The sequence below is a fragment of the Paractinoplanes pyxinae genome (assembly GCF_026626335.1).
GTDB lineage: Bacteria > Actinomycetota > Actinomycetes > Mycobacteriales > Micromonosporaceae > Actinoplanes > Actinoplanes pyxinae.
Genome location: NZ_JAPNTZ010000023.1, coordinates 62981 through 79531, shown reverse-complemented (window position 1 = coordinate 79531; position 16551 = coordinate 62981). Strand labels below are relative to the sequence as shown.

The window sequence follows — 16551 nt, the reverse complement described above, 5'->3', positions numbered from 1 at the left end:
AGACGCTCCTATCCGTTGGGGAAGAGTCGAGCGAAGTCCGCGTAGCCGGTGGCCACGTCGACCTGCGCCCAGAAGCGGTGGTAGTTGAACGTCGGCGCCGGGCCGCCCTTGAGGTACGCGTCGACCTTCGGGTAGTCCGGGTCGTTCTTGTAGAAGGAGCGGATGTCCAGGAAGGACACGCCTGGCTTGATCACGTCGCCGTTCGGCATCTTGCCGGTCCAGCCCGGCGGGATGTAGATGCCCTGGCCGGTGGACGCGTTGTAGGTGTCGTCCATCCGGTTGTAGTCGGCGCGGGTCTCGGTGACCGACACGCCCTTGGCGTCCTTCTTGGTCCAGATCGCGTCCAGCAGGTTCTTGGCCGCGGTCTTGGCCGCCGTGTTGCCCGACTTGGCCGCGTAGTAGGTCAGCAGCTTGGCGAACGAGCCCGCCACGCCGAGGTCCTGGCCCTTGCTGGTCACCGTGACGTGCAGGTTGGTGTTGGCCGCCGGCGACGACGGGTTCCAGGTGGCCGGGGCGCCCGACCACTCCATGTCGGACGGGATCGAGAAGCTGGTCGCCGTGATGTCGCTGTTGGCCAGCGCCCACGGAACCCACTTGTCGAGCACCGACTTGGCCTTGGCGTCGTTGGTCAGGTAGTAGTACTCGGCCAGCCGTTCGAGCGACCACGTCTGCATGCCGAACCAGCGGTTCGACGGCGGGTCCTCGTAGACCGGGGCTTCCACGTACGCGAGACCGTAGAACGTCGGCACGCCGGCCGGGCGGGCCTGGTAGCTGCCGTTCCAGCTGTTCGTCGCGCCGCCGGCGATCGCGCCCTCACTCGACTGCAGCCACTGGTAGAACTCGAGCTGCCGGTTGAGGCTGGCCTGCCAGTCCGCCTTGGCCGTGGGCGACTTCGGGGCGAAGGCGCTCACGTTGCTCAGCACGTACGCCGCCATCGGGTTCTGGTAGCCGAAGTGGCTGGTGCTCGAGCCGATCCGCCACGCCCAGCCGGCGTTGGTGTCGGTCGCGCCGCCCCAGGCGTAGTACCAGGACATCAGGTTGTTGGAGGCGTTCTTGCCGTTGCCCGCCGCGCACGAGGTCGAGGCGCAGCCCGGCTGCTTGAAGTACTTGTCGTAGAAGGAGTACCGCAGGTAGTCGCCCATCTTCGCCGCGTTGGTGACGGCCGAGGTCAGCTGCGACTGCTTGCCCTGCTCGGTGGCCCAGGTGTACGCCCAGTACGCCGCCTGCACCGCGCGCGAGTCCGCGTCCGGGGCGTTGGTGTACTTCCACTGCTTGGCGTAGCTGGCGTCCTTGGTGAACAGGTCGAGGAAGCCGTTGGGGCCGCCGTGCTTGAACGTGTCGCAGCTGGGCTGGGGCACGGTCTCGAACGTCGACTCCTGCGGGCCGCGCTGGAACGTGTTGATGTAGACGTTCTTCGTGGTGCCGTCGCCGCACCGGCCGAAGCCGTAGGTGTTGTCGACGTCGAGCAGCCAGTGCATGCCGTAGATGTCGGAGGTGCCGTACGCGCTCTTCAGCTCCGAGGCCAGCGGGTCGCTGCCGACCGAGACGCTGTTGTCGAGCTGCGACGGGTACTGCGACGGCAACGGGTACTCGGCCGCGTACGTCGCCGGCTTGGACGCGTCGTACTTGTCGTTGGTCGGCTGGTCGGCGTGCGACGGGATGATGTACTTCTCCATCGTCGCCCACGCGCTGTTGAACGGCGCCCAGTCACCCGACGCGTGGCCGTGCTCCGCCTCGAGCCACAGCCAGTAGCTGAACGCCTCGGAGGTGGTCTCGTGGCCGTGGTCGGGCGCCTCGTCGATCAGCGTCTCGATCGAGTGGTAGGGCACGCCGTCCGGGCTGAAGTAGCCGTTGGCCGGGTTCTTGATGTCGTTGTAGAGCTGGGTGAACCGGGCGTCGGCCGCCCCTTCCCGTACGACTGTCGCGTTCACCGTCGCGGCGGTGTGCCCGCTCGCGCTGGCCGAGAACGCCGCTGTCGCCCCAACCGCCGCCGCACTTGTGGCCGCGACGGTGACGGTCTGGCCGGTGTTCCAGTTCGACGGGGTGAAGGTGAGCGAGGCTGGGGTGGCCGAGACGGTCGTCGCGCCGGCGGTGCGGGCGACCGCGACGGTCACGTTGGCCGTCGGAGCCTTGGACAGCGCCAGCTTGAACGTGGCGGTGCCGCCGGGCGAGACGCTCACCGAGGTGGCATCGGTGACGATCGCCGGGGTGGTGGCCGCGTCCACGAACACCGGCACGGCGGCGGTGTTGCTCTTGTTACCCGCCGCGTCGTAGGCGATCGCCTGCAGCTGGTAGGCCGCGGTCTGGGCCGGCACGCCAGTCCAGGTGTACGTGTAGGGGGCGGCCGTGTCCGTGTTGAGCAGCAGCCCGTCGTGGTAGAACTCGACCTTCGCGACCGTGCCGCCGGGGACAGCGGTGATCGGGATCGAGGCCGGCGCGGTGTAGCGGGTGTTGGCCGCCGGGCTGGTGATCTCGACCGTCGGCGCGTTGGCCGAGCCGTTGCACCGGGTGCCGTTGAGCGTGAACGACGTGGGCACCGGGTTGGCCGAGCCGAACGTGCCGTTGAAGCCCGTGCTGACGGAAGCGTTCGTGCCCAGGCTGCCGTTCCAGGCCGCGTTGTTGACGGTGACGTTCTGGCCGCTCTGCGAGTAGACGCCGCTCCAGCCCTGGGTGACCTTCTGCGAGGCGTCCGGGAAGGCGTACTCGAGCCTCCAGCTGGACACCGGGTCGCCGGTGTTGGTGATGGCGATGTCGCCGGTGAACCCGCCGGTCCACTGGCTCTGCACCTTGTAGACCACGGTGCAGCTCGGGGCGGCGAGCGCGGGGACGCCGGACACGAGGGCCGCGCCGGCGCCGAGGACGGCGGCGCCGGTGACGGCCAGCACGCGTCTGGCCCTTGATCTGACTTGCACGGGGGTGGGTCCTTTCTGTGGGGAGGCGCGCTACGCCGGAGCGCAGGTGACCGGGGAGGGGACGGGGTTGGCGCTGCCGCTGAGGCTCCCGAGGAAGCCGAAGGTGGTGCTCGCGCCCGCGGCCAGGGCGCCGTTCCAGGAGGCGTTGCGCACGCTGACCGCGGTGCCGGTCTGCGTGTGGGCGCCGCCCCACAGCTGGGAGATGGTCTGGCCGCCGCCGTAGGTCCAGCCGACGGTCCAGGCGGTGGTCGGTGCGGTGCCGGTGTTCTTGACGGTGACCTCGCCCTGGAAGCCCCCACTCCAAGTGCCGGTCATCTTGTAGGTGGCCGCACAGCCACCCGAAGGAGGCGGCGTCGTCACAGGCGGGGTGGTGACCGGCGGCGTCGTCACCGGCGGTGTAGTCACAGGAGGCGTGGTCACCGGGGGCGTGGTGGGAGTCGACACCGGATCGGCGTAGAAAATGCCGCGCCCGTTCGTGCCCAGGTACACCCGCCCGTAGACCCGCGGATCACCGGCCAGGGCGTCACCGGCATTGCCGTACTGATGGGCGTTGTCGTTGATTCGCACCCACGAGCCGCCGCTGTCGTCGGAGCGGAAGACCCCGGTGACCCCGTCCACCGTGCCGACCAGGAAGACCGCCGGCTTCGAAGACCCCGGCGCCGCCTTGCCGAAAGCGACGTTGATGCCCGATGTCACCGACGCGACCTTCACAAAGGAACCCCCGGAGTCGGTCGAGCGCAACAACCCGCTCTCCCCCGCGAACCACACCTCGCCGGCCGCACCTGGAACCGCCTTGAAGTGCAGCCGCCCCGCCGTCGGCAGAACGGCCGAGGACGCGACGAACGAAGCCCCGCCGTCCTTGGACGTGTAGAACTTCCCCGCCGCGTACGCGTAGAAGGTCTTAGGGTCGACCCGGTCCGACTCCACGATCGCCCCGGCCGGCACCCCGCTCGAAGCCGTCCACGAGCTACCGCGCGTCGTCGAGTAGTGCACCCCGACCCCGGCCGGCGACCACACCATGGCGTTCGCGTCGGCCCCGACGGCGATCGTCCCGCCCCCGGTTACCCCGGCCGGCTCCTGCCCCTGATACCAGTTCTTGCCGCCGTCCGACGAGATCCCGATGTGCGGCGCCGCGTCCGCGTTGCCCACCCGGGCGAACACCGTCGGGCTCAACTCGGCGAAGTCGAGCGACGTGTTGCTGCCCAGCGCCGGCGTGTCGTGGAAGTTCGGCTGCACCGCGTCGAGCGAGGCGTGGTGGAAGCCGCCGATGTCGCCCAGCGCGCTCACCAGCGGCGCCCCCGAGGGCGGGCTGGCCAGGTCGAGCACCGCCGTCTCTTCGATCCCCTTCGCGTACGGCTTGATGGTGAAGGTCGTGTTGCTGTCCCAGTTGGTCAGCTGGGTGGTGCCGTAGATCGTGGCGCCGGTGCCGTAGAGCATCCGGTTGGAGTTGAACGGGTCGATCTCGAGCGACTCGTTCATCCAGCCCAGCTTGGGCGTCGACTCGGGCGGCTGCGGGTTGGTGTTGAAGTCGAGCCACGGGTTGGCCGAGATGTCCATGGTGTAGCGCTTCGAGACGGACGGGTAGCCGTTGAAGTCCCAGATCCGCGTCCAGGTGGCGCCGTTGTCGGTGCTCCGGAAGAAGATGGCATCGGGCCACCACGAGATCTGCGTGGCCACCATGAGCGTGCCCGGCTTCTGCCGGTCGACGGTCAGGCCCGAGTACCCGTAGTACGGCGACTCCGAGGCCGGTGTGGGCGAGATGTCCGTCCAGACGCCGGTTGTCGTGTCGAACCGCTGCACCTGGCCCGCCCCACCGTCGTACGGGCCCCCGGTGTCGCTCGTCGCGATGAACAGATAGTTGCCGGCGACGACGCCCTTGTGCGCGAGGTAGCCGGTCGGCTGGCCCGGGATGCGCTGCCAGGTCGCGCCGCCGTCGAGCGAGCGGTAGACCGGGTTCTGCTTGTCGGCCACGCCCACGTAGATCTGGTTCGCCGCGCCGAAGGTGACCCAGGTCAGCCCCTGGTTCTGGTTGAGGTAGCCGTTGGTGTCATTCGGGTCCTGCACGTGGTTGCCGGCATTCGGGAAGTTCGTCACCTTCGCCCACGTGGCGCCGTAGTCGGTGCTGCGCCAGAGCCCGTTTCCACCCTCAGCGGCGAAATAGACCTTCCGGTTGTCGTTCGGGTCGACCGCCAGCCGCTCGCCCATGCCGCGGCCGGGCATGTTGCCGCCGTTCTTGAACGGCAGCGGGGTGATCTGCCAGGTGTTTCCCTTGTCGGATGAGCGCAGGATCGCCCCGTTGTTGGGATCCCAGCTGTTCGTGTACATGCCGACCGCGGCGTACACGCGGTTGGTCTCGACCGGGTCGGGCGCGATGCTCAGCACGCCGTTGTAGCCCCAGTTGTCCTGCCCGACCCAGTCGAGCAGCGGCGTCCAGCTCTGCCCGCTCTCGTTCCAGCGGTAGGCCCCGCCGATGTCGGTGCGCGCGTAGATCAGGTTGCGTTCGCCCGGGTTGAACACGACCCCCGGCACGAAACCACCGCCGTCGATGCGGACGTTCTTCCACGTGTACGGGTCGACGGCCGCCGCGGATGCGCCGAGCGGGCGCGCGACGACCAGGGCGACCGCGCTGAGCAGGACGGCCATGACGACCGCGGAAATGGTGGACCGACGCATCCGAGAGCCTTCCATCGATGAGCTTCCACATGGGAGCGCTCCCAGCAGCGTCCTGTGCGCGACATAGTCCTGTCAAGCCCCGGAAACCAGGAGTTGACAATCGCGCATGATCAGGTGTCCGGCGGGTACACGCCAGCGGGCGCGGCAAACCGGGCCGGGAATTCAGGTTGCTCAATAGCTAAATAAAGCGGAACAACGCGCGGCAACTCTAAGGAATGAACCGATAACGGTACGTCAAGGATTTGCGCGACGTTTTTCTACGCTGTGTATCATCTGGCCGTGATTACGGGAGCGGGCTCGCATCCCCCAGCGGAGCCCGCAGCGGAGGAGCTTTTGATGAAGGTATGCGTCGTCGGCACCGGCTACGTCGGTCTCACCACCGGGGTGAGCCTGGCCTTCCTGGGCCACCAGGTGACCTGCGTCGACCTCGACCAGGAGAAGGTCGACATGCTGCGGGCCGGGCGTTGCCCGATCTACGAGCCCGGCATGGAGGAACTGCTGGCCGAGGCCGCGCAGCACCTCACCTTCACCACCAGCTACGCCGAGGGCATCCCGGGCGCCGACGTCGTCTTCGTCGCCGTGCAGACCCCGTCCGCCCCCGACGGCAGCCCCGACCTGCGCTACCTGCGCTCGGCGGCCGAGAGCGTGGCCCAGAACCTCGACCACGACTTCACCGTCGTGGTGAACAAGTCGACCGTTCCGATCGGCAGCGGCAACTGGGTCGACGCGATTCTGCGCGATTCCTTCGCCCAGCGTGCCGACCGCCCCCAGAACTGCGAATTCTCGGTGGCGTCGAATCCCGAGTTCCTGCGCGAGGGCAACGCCATCCACGACACGCTGTTCCCCGACCGCATCGTGATCGGCTCGGACAACCCGCGCGCCCTCGAGGTCCTGAACCACCTCTACCGCCCGCTGATCAACCAGACCTTCACCCCGCCCAGCTTCCAGCCGCGGCCGGACGACACCACGGCCGTCCCGCTGGTCTCGACCGACCTGGCCAGCGCCGAGCTGATCAAGTACGCGGCCAACGCGTTCCTGGCCCTGAAGATCAGCTACGTGAACGAGATCGGCCAGCTGGCCGGCAAGGTCGGCGCCGACATCACCGAGGTGGCCCGCGGCATCGGCCTCGACCAGCGCATCGGCTCGCGCTTCCTCGAGCCCGGCGTCGGCTGGGGCGGCTCCTGCTTCGGCAAGGACACCAAGGCCCTGATCGCCACCGCGTCCGAGTACAAGTACGACATGCCGATCGTGCAGGCCGCGCGCGACGTCAACCAGCGCCAGCGCGAGATCGCCGTGGAGCGCCTGCAGAGCGAGCTGCGCATCCTCAAGGGCCGCAAGATCGGCCTGCTCGGCGTGGCGTTCAAGCCCAACACCGACGACCTGCGCGACTCGCCGGCTCTGGACATCGCGAACCTGCTGATCGCCCGGGGCGCCCGGGTCAAGCTGCACGACCCGATCGCCGGCGACCGCTTCCGCCGCGAGTACCCCGACATGGCCCCGCACCTGAGCGAGACGCTGGACGGCGTCTTCGACGACTGCGACGCGATCGTGCTCGTCACCAAGTGGGCGCAGTACCTCGAGCTCGACTGGGGCAAGTTCGTCGGCCTCATGCGCACGCCGATCGTGCTGGACGGCCGCAACGTGCTCGACGCCGACCGCATGCAGCGGCTGGGGTACAAGTACATCGCGATGGCGGGCTGACGCTCCCGCGCCATCACCCGATCAGGCCACCCCGCCTCGCCGATTCGTCGATATGCGAGGCGGGGTGCTCTGTCTGACGCTAGGGTCCAGATCAAGGCGCTATTCGCGGCCTGACCAGGAACTCCACCTTAACCGGTTAAGGTGCCCGGAGCAGCGACGCCGTATCGTTACCTAGCCGATCAAGCGGAAATCATTGCGCAACGTGCCGGTTACCTCTTGACTGTGATCCAAGTAGCGCTTCGGACGGCGACGTCTCCGGACGTCGGAAGCGCGATTTGACATAGGGAGCGGTATGTTCGGTCAACCAACGAGCCCGCGCATTCGGGCCGCGCTCGCCGGCACGCTGAGCGCGGGGCTGATCTTCGGCCTCGCCGCTTGCGGTGACGGCGGCGACGACGAGAGCGGAAGCACCGACGCGTCGGCGTCGGCCATCGACTGCGCGCCATACACCAAATTCGGTGACATCAAAGGCAAGACGGTCACCATCTACACGGGCATTGTGACTCCGGAGGACACTCCGCACATCGAGTCGTACAAGCCCTTCGAGAATTGCACCGGCGCCACGATCAAGTACGAGGGCGACAAGTCGTTCGAGACGCAGATTCTCGTGCGCGCCCGCGCCGGCAACCCGCCGGACCTCGCGATCGTGCCCCAGCCGGGCCTGGTCAAGCAGCTGGTCAGCACGGGCAAGGCCGTCGCGGCCCCGCAAGAGGTGTCGGACAACGTCGACAAGTTCTGGGACAAGGCCTGGAAGTCGTACACGACGATCGACGGCAAGTTCTACGGCGCTCCGCTCGGCGCCAGCGTGAAGTCCCTGGTCTGGTACTCGCCGCAGGAGTTCAAGGACGGCGGCTACACCGTGCCGACCACCCTGGACGAGCTGAAGGCGCTCTCCGACAAGATCGCGGCGTCCGGCAAGAAGCCGTGGTGCGCCGGCATCGCCAGTGGTGACGCGACCGGCTGGCCGGTCACCGACTGGATGGAAGACTTCATGCTCCGCACGGCGGGCCCCGAGAAGTACGACGACTGGGTCAGCCACAAGATCCCGTTCAACGGTCCCGAGGCGACGGCCGCGCTGGACGCCGTCGGCGGCTACCTGAAGAACGACGCGTACGTCAACGGCGGCCTGGGCGACGTCAAGAGCATCGCCACCACCACGTTCCAGGACGCGGGCCTGCAGATCATCGACGGCAACTGCTCGCTGCACCGCCAGGCCAGCTTCTACGCGGCCAACTTCGACAAGAGCACCAAGGTGGCCGAGGACGGCGACGTCTTCGCGTTCTACCTGCCGGGCCCGGACGCCAACACCAAGCCGGTTCTCGGCGCCGGTGAGTTCGTCGTGGCCTTCGCCGACCGCCCCGAGGTCAAGGCGTTCCAGACCTACCTGTCCTCGGACGTGTGGGCCAACACCAAGGCGAAGCTCTCGTCGGGCTGGGTCAGCGCCAACAAGGGCCTCGACCCGAACAACCTGACGAACCCGATCGACAAGCTGGCGGGCACCATTCTGCTCGACCCGAAGGCGACGTTCCGCTTCGACGGCTCGGACCAGATGCCGGCCGCCGTGGGCTCCGACGCTTTCTGGAAGCAGTCGACCGCCTGGATCACCGGTCAGGACACCGCGACCACGCTGAACAACATCGAAAAGGCGTGGCCGAAGTAATTCGGCAGTAAAACCGGGGCCGGTCGGAACATTTTCCGACCGGCCCCGAACCTCTCTCTCCTTTCCAGCGCACAGAGGAGGTCCGGGTCGCGTGTTCAACACCGCCTCCACCACCCCCGAGAAAATCCTGCAGATGCTTTCGGCGCTGCTGCTGTTCGCGGCCGTCATGGGCGTCATCCTGTTCATCGCCGGCCGGTTCGGCGGTAGGAAGGGCGACCGCGTAGTCGCCTATCTCTACCTGCTTCCCGTCGTGCTTCTGCTCGCGGTCGGCCTCGTGTATCCGGGCCTTCGCACGATCTACCAGTCGTTCTTCGATGCCGCGGGCGACGCGTTCATCGGATTCGACAACTACGGCACCATCTTCAGCGATCCCGACCAGCTCACCGTGCTGCGGAACACCGTGATCTGGGTCGTGCTCGTGCCGTTCCTGGCCACCGCGATCGGCCTGGTCTACGCGATCCTGGTCGACAAGTCGCGGTTCGAGTCGTTCGCCAAGACGCTGGTCTTCCTGCCCATGGCGATCTCGATGGTGGCCGCGGGCGTCATCTGGAAGTTCATGTACGAGTACCGCCCCGACCAGGGCACCGTGAAGCAGATCGGCCTGGTCAACCAGGTCATCGTCTGGCTCGGCGGCAAGCCGATCCAGCTGCTGATCGACTCGCCGCTCAACACGCTGCTGCTGATCGTGGTGCTGATCTGGATCCAGGCCGGCTTCGCCATGACGATCCTGTCCGCCTCGATCAAGGCCATCCCGGACGACATCATCGAGGCCGCCCGCCTCGACGGTGTGAACGCGTGGCAGATGTTCCGCAGCATCACGCTGCCGAGCGTGCAGCCCACGGTCGTGGTCGTGCTGACCACCGTCGGCATCGCCACCCTTAAGGTCTTCGACATCGTCCGCACCATGACCGGCGGCAACTTCAAGACCAGCGTCGTGGCCAACGAGTTCTACCGCCAGACGTTCAACGCGGACAACCAGGGCCTCGGCGCCGCCCTCGCGACGCTGCTGTTCCTCCTGGTCATCCCGATCGTCTGGTACAACGTTCGTCAGCTGCGTCGATCGGAGGCCCGATGAGCACCGTCACTCCGGTGACCAGCACTCCCCCACTGGTCGCCGACAAGCCGTCGGCCGCGAAGACCGCCAAGAAGCGCCTCAGCTCGCCGTGGGCGTCGCTGGCCGCGATCGTGCTGGGCGTCCTGTGGACGATTCCCACCTTCGGCCTGCTGGTCTCCTCGTTCCGTCCGGAGCGCGCGATCAAGACGACCGGCTGGTGGACGTTCTTCACCAACCCGACCGTCACGCTGGACAACTACCGCAGCGTCTTCGGTGAGGATGGCGGCGTCAATCTGGCCGCCTTCTTCGTCAACTCGCTGATCATCTGCATCCCGTCGGTGCTGATCCCGCTCGCGCTGGCCGCCCTGGCCGCGTACGCGTTCGCCTGGATCGAGTTCCCCGGCAAGAACATCCTGTTCCTGGCGGTGTTCGCGCTGCAGATCGTGCCCCTGCAGGTCACCCTGATCCCGCTGCTCGAGATCTTCGTGAACGTGAAGCTGACCGGCACGTTCTGGACGCTGTGGCTGTCGCACTCCGCGTTCGCGCTGCCGCTGGCCATCTACCTGCTGCACAACTTCATGCGCGAGATCCCGGCCGGCCTGATCGAGGCCGCCCGCATCGACGGCGCCGGCCACGTCTCGATCTTCTTCAAGGTCATGCTGCCGCTGCTCACCCCCGCCCTGGCCGCCTTCGGCATCTTCCAGTTCCTCTGGGTCTGGAACGACCTGCTGGTGGCCCTGGTCTTCGCCGGCGGCGGCGACGAGGTCGCCCCCATCACCCTGCAGCTGGCCAACCTTTCCGGCACCCGCGGAACGGCCTGGCAACTGCTCTCGGCGGGCGCTTTCGTCTCCATCATCGTCCCCGTGACGGTGTTCCTGCTGCTGCAGAGGTACTTCGTCCGAGGCCTCCTGGCCGGCAGCGTCAAGGGGTAACTTCCCGCTTCCAGGAAGAGGGCCGCGTCCACGTCCGGACGCGGCCCTCGCCTTTCGCCGCCGACTTCGTCAACCCTCATCTCGTACGAGCCATAGCGCACAGCCTCGCCCGGAGCACACCCGATCCGCTGCGCGGCGCACCGCCGAAGCCGAACCCCGCCGACCCCGGCACCCGAGGCCGTCAGCCAGCACCCGCCGTCTCAAGGCTCCAAGGGTGACACCCCCGGCACTAGGCCTGAAGGCGCGCACCATCCACGCCCCGCTCAGGCAAGAAGGTGGCAGCACCCCGGCAATCCGCTTCTAGGCGGGCACCCATTCACGCCATGCTCCGGCAGGAAGGGGCGGCACGCCTACAGGCGCGCATCTCTCACGGCCGGCTCCGGGCAAGGTATCTGACATTCCGTTTCGGGCACGCGCCTCGCAGGCCGCGGCACGCCAGCAAAGTGGCGGTGCCGGTGAGGTCAGCGGGCCTGGCGGAAGGTGGCTACGGCGAGCATGACCAACGCCGGTAGGTAGACGAGGCCTACTGAGGCGATGGTGTAGAGGGTGAAGGCGGCCAGCAGGGCGATGCAGCCCCAGACGAGGATGCGCTGGGTGCGCACGAAGAGCGGCACCGCCGTGAGCAGGACCGGGATGGCGAGCAGGGCCACCACCCAGGCGCCTTCCTGGGTGAGGAGGCCGGCCGGCGGCGCCAGCAGCACGATGCTGACGGCGAGGGCGTAGAGGGCCGCCGCGCCGAACCAGAAGGCGGCCGGGGCTCGGGTGGGGCGTGCGTTCTCCACACTCATGGCGGTCATTGACTCACAGCGGAGCTGGCAAGAGTCTGTGGGGCGGGCATGATCGCTGCATGGCCCTGGAAGAGACCTATCGCGCGTACCTGCAAGCCTTGAACGAGCGCCGCCTCGGTGACCTGGCCGAGTTCGTGCACGACACGCTGTCCTACAACGGCGAGCAGTTGACCCGCGGCGAGTACGCCGATCTGATCGCCCGCGACCTGGACGCCGCGCCCGACCTGTTCTACAACGCCCGGATCGTCGTCGCCACCGAGACTCAGGTCGCCTGCCGCATTCTGTTCGAGACGACGCCGCGGGGCGAGTTCCTCGGTTTTGCTGCCGCCGGCACCCGGCTGACGTTCGCCGAGCATGTCTTCTACGAGTTCGCCGACAAGCGCATCAAGGCGGTGACCTCCCTCATCGACCGCCACGCCATCCAGACGCAATTGGGCCGCTGACGGCCTACGGGATGCTGGTCCGCGTCTCGCAGGCCGCGCTCGTGTCCGTGCCGGCGCCGCCGTTGCAGCGGTCGGCGCCGGCGCCTCCGTTGAGGGCGTCGTTGCCGGCCGCGCCGTTCAGCGTGTCGTTGCCGGCCGCGCCGCTGAGCTTGTTGGCGGACCCGTTGCCGGTCAGGGTGTCGCCGGCGTTGCCTCCGCCCAGGTTCTCGACGGCGGTGACCGTGTCGACCCCGGCGCCGCCGGTCGGCTGCGCGGCGGTCGAGCCCAGCGTCACCTTCACCGCGCCGGCCGTTCCCGCGTACGTCACGGTGTCCGAGCCGGCGGCGCCGTTCAGCACGTCGTTGCCCGCGCTGCCGTTCAGCGTGTCGGCCCCGGCGCCACCGTTGAGGTTGTCGTTGCCCGCGCCGCCGTTCATCGCGTCGTTGCCGGCCGCCCCGGCCAGCCGGTCATTCCCACCGGCGCCGGACAGCGAGTTCGCGGCCGCGTTGCCGGTCAACGTGTCGGCCCCGGCGCCACCGGTCAGGTTCTCGACCGCCGCGACCGTGTCGGTGCCCGCACCGCCGGTCGGCTGCGCGGCGGTCGAGCCCAGCGTCACCTTCACCGCGCCGGCCGTCCCCGCATAGGTGACCGTGTCGGTTCCGGCCCCGCCGTTGAGATTGTCGTTGCCCGCGCCACCGTTCAATGTGTCGTTGCCGGCCGCCCCGGCCAGCCGGTCGTTGCCCGCGCCGCCGATCAGCACGTTGGCCGCCGCGTTGCCGGTCAACGTGTCGGCCCCGGCGCCACCGGTCAGGTTTTCCACCGCCGCCACCGTGTCGGTGCCCGCGCCGCCGGTCGGCTGCGCAGCGGTCGAACCCAGCGTCACCTTCACCGCGGCGGCCGTCCCCGCGTACGTGACAATGTCGGTTCCGGCTCCGCCGTTGAGGGTGTCGTTGCCGGCTCCGCCGTTCAGCGTGTCGTTCCCGCCTCCGCCGCAAATGACGTCGTTGCCGCCGCCGGCGCTGATGCTGTCGGCCCCGGCCGTGCCGACCACGACGTCCCGGCCCTCGGTCGGCAGCTGGCCCAGGTCGAGGCTGACGGTGGCCCGGGCGCCCGCGCACACCAGCGACTCGGGCACGAGGAAGCTCTGCTCGGCGCCGTAGGACACCGAACCGCCGGCGGGTCCGCGCGGGCCCGGGTCGAAGCCGAGCCGCCAGAAGTAGCGGGTGCGGGGCTTCAGGGCGGTCATCGCGGGCTCGTTCCAGTCGGTGAAGACCCGCCACGCCGTCGAGGTGGTCGGCAGCTCGACATCCGCGGTTGTCGACTCGTACGCGCCGGAAGCCGTACCCCCGTTGCAGCACGGCCCAGCCCGCCGCACCTCTGGTGGCGACCTGGCCCTCGGAGAACAGCCCATATCGTGTGTTGCCGCCGGTCGGGATGGTGGGGCTGGCGGTCGTCGACGGCGAGTCGTAGAGCACGGCCGCGGCAGCGCCGCCGAACACGTACATACCCGCCCGCGGAGCCAGAAGCGGGCTGCTGTTGCCATCGAACATCTTCACGTAGCCCTGCAGGTTGGCCGCGCTCTGCACGGTGGACGAGCGCACCGGGAAGCGGAACTCCCAGTTCGCGCCCTGCGGCAGCGGCCAGGTGTTCGCATTGGCGCTGTCGGTCGACTGGTAGCCCTTCGCCCCCGCGACGTACGCGAAGTCGACGACGTTGCCCCACTGCGGGCAGTCGGCCGGCACGGTGGTCTGGTTGCCGTTGGCGAAGCACAGGATCGGGAAGGCGGAATCGAACTCGACGCCGGCCGGCAGCTGGAAGCCCCGGGAAGAAGCGCTGCCCCGAACAGGAATTGCCTAGCCCGTACGCGACGACGTGGATGTAGACGGTCTGGTTGACCGACGGCACGGGCGGCGTCTCGTCCGGGTCGGCGAAGAAGCCCACATAGACGCCGGCTCCGCGTTCCTGGTACGGGGTTTCCCATGATCACCGACGGGCAGTTGAGCACCGATCGCCCCGTCGAAGAACTTGCCCGGCTCCCCGGCCGCCCCAGCCGGGGCCGGCGTCCCGAGCACAGTCGCCACCACCAGCGTCACCACTGCAGCCGCCGCACGGCCATGGCGCTCCCGACAGAAGTGCTGTCGTGTTCGCGTCTACGCCACGTCGGGGCGGGTCATCAGCGGTGCGCGCAGGTGCCGGATCAGGTCGGGGGTGGTCAGGGGCACGGTGTTCCACGTCGCCACGGCTGTTCCGGCGGCGGCGTCGAGCACGAGGCGGACCCGGTGCGGGGTGGTGATCACGTAGATGTCGGCCACGAATGTGTCGCCCTGCCAGGCGGCGGAGGCCACGACGGGACGACCTAGCGGTGCGCTTTCGCGCCAGAAGCCGTGCGCGGCCTCGACGGTGAGCTCCGGCCCGAGGCTGAGGAGCCACCCGTCGTACCGGGAAATGACGGAAACTGTGATGCCGTCGGGCAGTGGCGAATCCGCGGCGCGGGCCTCGAGTTTCGCCTCGGCCGAGCGGCCCGGATCGGCCGTGCCCGCCACCATCGGCAAGGTGAGCCGTCGCAGGCGAGCGGCCAGGAGTTCGTCGTCCCGGGGGCTGTCCGCGCGGTCCAGGCCGGGCAGCAGGCACTCCCCGATCGCGTCCAACGTCTGCCGCTCGTCGGTCGTAGCGGCGGTCACCGCGACCACGAGGTCGTGCTCGGGGACGACCAGGCACTGCTGGCCGTAGGTGCCGTTGCCGAAATAGCCGTGCCGCGCCGTCCAGAACTGATACCCGTACCCCAGGAAGAAGTCGCCGTCCGCCTCGGGCAGGCAGGCGATGTGCTTCCTGGTGGCGAGCCGCACCCAGTCGCGGGGCACGAGCTCGCCGCCCTCACGCCGCAGCAACTCGCCGAAGGCGGCAACGGCCTCGGTCGTCAGATGCAGGCCGTGGAACCCGAAGGAGGCGCCGCTGGCCAACCGGTCCCATTCCGCGGGCCCGATTCCCATCGGCCGGAACAGGCGCTCCTCGAGCAGATCCCGCAGATCGCGCCCGGTCACCCGCTCCACCATCCGAGCCAGGATGTAGGTGGTCGCGTTGTCGTAGGTGTGCCGCTCCCCCGGCTCGTCCGCGAACGGCACGCGCAGGAAACCCTTCAGCAGGTCGCCCGGCTCCTGCTGCCAGGCCTCGGTCAGGCTGTCCGTCGCGTGTCCGCTCGTCATCGACAGCAGGTGGTGGACGGTGACACGACTTCCCCGCTCCGAGACGCCGGCCGGGACGCGGTCAGGCAGCACGTCCACCACCCGGTCGTCCAGCGAGAGCAGCCCGTCGGCGATCGCCAGCCCCACCGCGACCGAGGTGAACGATTTGGTCAGCGAGTAGAGCAGGTGCGGCCGCCCGGCCGAGTACGGCGTCCACCAGCCCTCGGCCACGACCGAACCCCGGCGTACGACCATGAGGGAGTGGCATTCGACCGAGCGCGCCTCGAGCCGGTCGAGCAGCGCGCCGATCGCCCGGGACGACACCCCCGCGGCGGCGGGCGCCGAGCGCGGCAGGACGCTCAAGACTTGCGGGCCACGACGCCGTACACCGAGACGTGCTCGGCCGGTGGCGGGGTGACGCCCGGCTCGGGGCGCCACTGGCTGACCACGGTCAGGCCGGGGTCGATCGGCTCGAGGCCGTTGTCGTCGAGCAGCCGGCTGATCTGGGCGCCCGAGCGGCCCTCGAAGCTGCCCGTGCCCTGGACCTTGCCGCTGGTGAGCGCGGCCGCGACCTCGGGCGGCAGGAAGTCGGCCGTGGCGTGGGTCAGGGCCAGGAAGCTGCCCGGCGGCAGCCCGCCCATCAGCGTGGCGATCGCTTTGCCGGCCTGCTCGTCGTCGTGCACGAAGTGCAGCACCGCGATCAGCATGACGGCGACCGGCTGGCTCAAGTCGAGGGTGGCAGCGACGTCCGGGTGGGCCAGGATGCTTTCCGGCTCCTGCAGGTCGGCCGGGATGTAGGCCGTACGGCCGCGGGGGTCGCTGGTCAGCAGGGCCCGGGCGTGGGTGAGCACGAGCGGGTCGTTGTCCACGTAGACGACGCGGCTGGCCGGCTCGATCCGCTGGGCCACTTCGTGCGTGTTGTCGGCCGTCGGCAACCCGGTCCCGACGTCGAGGAACTGCCGAATCCCGTGCTCCCGGGTCAGCACACGGACGGCCCGCTGCAGAAACCGGCGGTTCTCCACCGCAGCCGTACGAATGTGCGGGAACACCGCCTCGATAGCATCAGCCGACTCCCGATCCGCGGCGAAGTTGTCCTTCCCGCCGAGCCAGTAGTTGTACCGGCGAGCCGGATGCGGAGACGAAGTGTCGACAGTGGATTTGCCGTCATCAGCCACGAGCCGACCCTACCGGCTGGAACCGGGCGACGGTGGCCTGGTCCCGACCGTG

At 68.8% G+C, this 16551-nt stretch carries 11 protein-coding genes; 5 read left to right on the top strand and 6 right to left on the bottom strand.

Annotation, left to right across the window (positions count from 1 at the left end; all coding sequences use genetic code 11):
• Positions 1-8: 8 nt before the first annotated feature.
• Positions 9-2882 carry a glycoside hydrolase family 48 protein gene (locus tag OWR29_RS44140; RefSeq protein WP_267569721.1) on the bottom strand — a complete coding sequence of 958 codons (2874 nt, stop codon included), beginning with the start codon at positions 2880-2882 and terminating at the stop codon, positions 9-11.
• Between the two features lie 60 nt (positions 2883-2942).
• On the bottom strand, positions 2943-5585 hold the full coding sequence (locus tag OWR29_RS44135; protein WP_267569622.1) for a cellulose binding domain-containing protein: 2643 nt from the start codon (positions 5583-5585) through the stop codon (positions 2943-2945).
• Between the two features lie 336 nt (positions 5586-5921).
• Between OWR29_RS44135 and OWR29_RS44130 the strand changes: the two genes are divergently transcribed.
• The 4 genes from OWR29_RS44130 (at position 5922) to OWR29_RS44115 (ending at position 10932) form a co-directional block, all read left to right on the top strand.
• Entirely contained in the window at positions 5922-7286 is a 1365-nt protein-coding gene (locus tag OWR29_RS44130) for a UDP-glucose dehydrogenase family protein (protein ID WP_267569621.1), read from the top strand.
• A gap of 292 nt (positions 7287-7578) precedes the next feature.
• Positions 7579-8946 carry an ABC transporter substrate-binding protein gene (locus OWR29_RS44125; RefSeq protein ID WP_267569620.1) on the top strand — a complete coding sequence of 456 codons (1368 nt, stop codon included), beginning with the start codon at positions 7579-7581 and terminating at the stop codon, positions 8944-8946.
• A gap of 91 nt (positions 8947-9037) precedes the next feature.
• Positions 9038-10021: a carbohydrate ABC transporter permease gene (locus OWR29_RS44120; RefSeq protein ID WP_438872735.1), complete on the top strand. Its 984-nt coding sequence runs from the start codon at positions 9038-9040 to the stop codon at positions 10019-10021.
• Entirely contained in the window at positions 10018-10932 is a 915-nt protein-coding gene (locus OWR29_RS44115) for a carbohydrate ABC transporter permease (RefSeq protein ID WP_267569619.1), read from the top strand. The genes OWR29_RS44120 and OWR29_RS44115 overlap by 4 nt, the downstream gene beginning before the upstream one ends.
• Before the next feature lie 461 nt (positions 10933-11393).
• Here OWR29_RS44115 and OWR29_RS44110 read toward each other — a convergent pair whose 3' ends face one another.
• A complete protein-coding gene (locus OWR29_RS44110; RefSeq protein WP_267569618.1) occupies positions 11394-11720 on the bottom strand; it encodes a hypothetical protein in 327 nt (108 codons plus the stop codon).
• A gap of 59 nt (positions 11721-11779) precedes the next feature.
• On the opposite strand from OWR29_RS44110, the gene OWR29_RS44105 reads away from it, so the two are divergent.
• The gene (locus tag OWR29_RS44105) at positions 11780-12163 is read left to right on the top strand and encodes an ester cyclase (RefSeq protein WP_267569617.1); all 384 of its coding nucleotides are present in this window, start codon (positions 11780-11782) and stop codon (positions 12161-12163) included.
• Positions 12164-12167: 4 nt separating this feature from the next.
• Here OWR29_RS44105 and OWR29_RS44100 read toward each other — a convergent pair whose 3' ends face one another.
• The 3 genes from OWR29_RS44100 to OWR29_RS44090 all read right to left on the bottom strand — a co-directional run bounded on the left by OWR29_RS44100 (position 12168) and on the right by OWR29_RS44090 (position 16499).
• Positions 12168-13388, bottom strand: a complete 1221-nt coding sequence (locus tag OWR29_RS44100; protein ID WP_267569616.1) for a calcium-binding protein — start codon at positions 13386-13388, stop codon at positions 12168-12170.
• A gap of 904 nt (positions 13389-14292) precedes the next feature.
• On the bottom strand, positions 14293-15687 hold the full coding sequence (locus OWR29_RS44095) for a serine hydrolase domain-containing protein (RefSeq protein ID WP_267569615.1): 1395 nt from the start codon (positions 15685-15687) through the stop codon (positions 14293-14295).
• Entirely contained in the window at positions 15684-16499 is an 816-nt protein-coding gene (locus OWR29_RS44090) for an SAM-dependent methyltransferase (protein ID WP_267569614.1), read from the bottom strand. Before OWR29_RS44090 ends, OWR29_RS44095 begins: the two co-directional genes overlap by 4 nt.
• Positions 16500-16551 lie beyond the last annotated feature (52 nt).

Excerpts from the sequence above, each read along its gene's own strand:
- OWR29_RS44115 (WP_267569619.1), top strand. The coding sequence starts at position 10,018 with ATGAGCACCGTCACTCCGGTGACCAGCACTCCCCCACTGGTCGCCGAC.
- OWR29_RS44105 (WP_267569617.1), top strand. The coding sequence starts at position 11,780 with ATGGCCCTGGAAGAGACCTATCGCGCGTACCTGCAAGCCTTGAACGAG.
- OWR29_RS44135 (WP_267569622.1), bottom strand. The coding sequence starts at position 5,585 with ATGCGTCGGTCCACCATTTCCGCGGTCGTCATGGCCGTCCTGCTCAGC.
- OWR29_RS44125 (WP_267569620.1), top strand. The coding sequence starts at position 7,579 with ATGTTCGGTCAACCAACGAGCCCGCGCATTCGGGCCGCGCTCGCCGGC.
- OWR29_RS44110 (WP_267569618.1), bottom strand. The coding sequence starts at position 11,720 with ATGAGTGTGGAGAACGCACGCCCCACCCGAGCCCCGGCCGCCTTCTGG.
- OWR29_RS44130 (WP_267569621.1), top strand. The coding sequence starts at position 5,922 with ATGAAGGTATGCGTCGTCGGCACCGGCTACGTCGGTCTCACCACCGGG.
- OWR29_RS44100 (WP_267569616.1), bottom strand. The coding sequence starts at position 13,388 with ATGACCGCCCTGAAGCCCCGCACCCGCTACTTCTGGCGGCTCGGCTTC.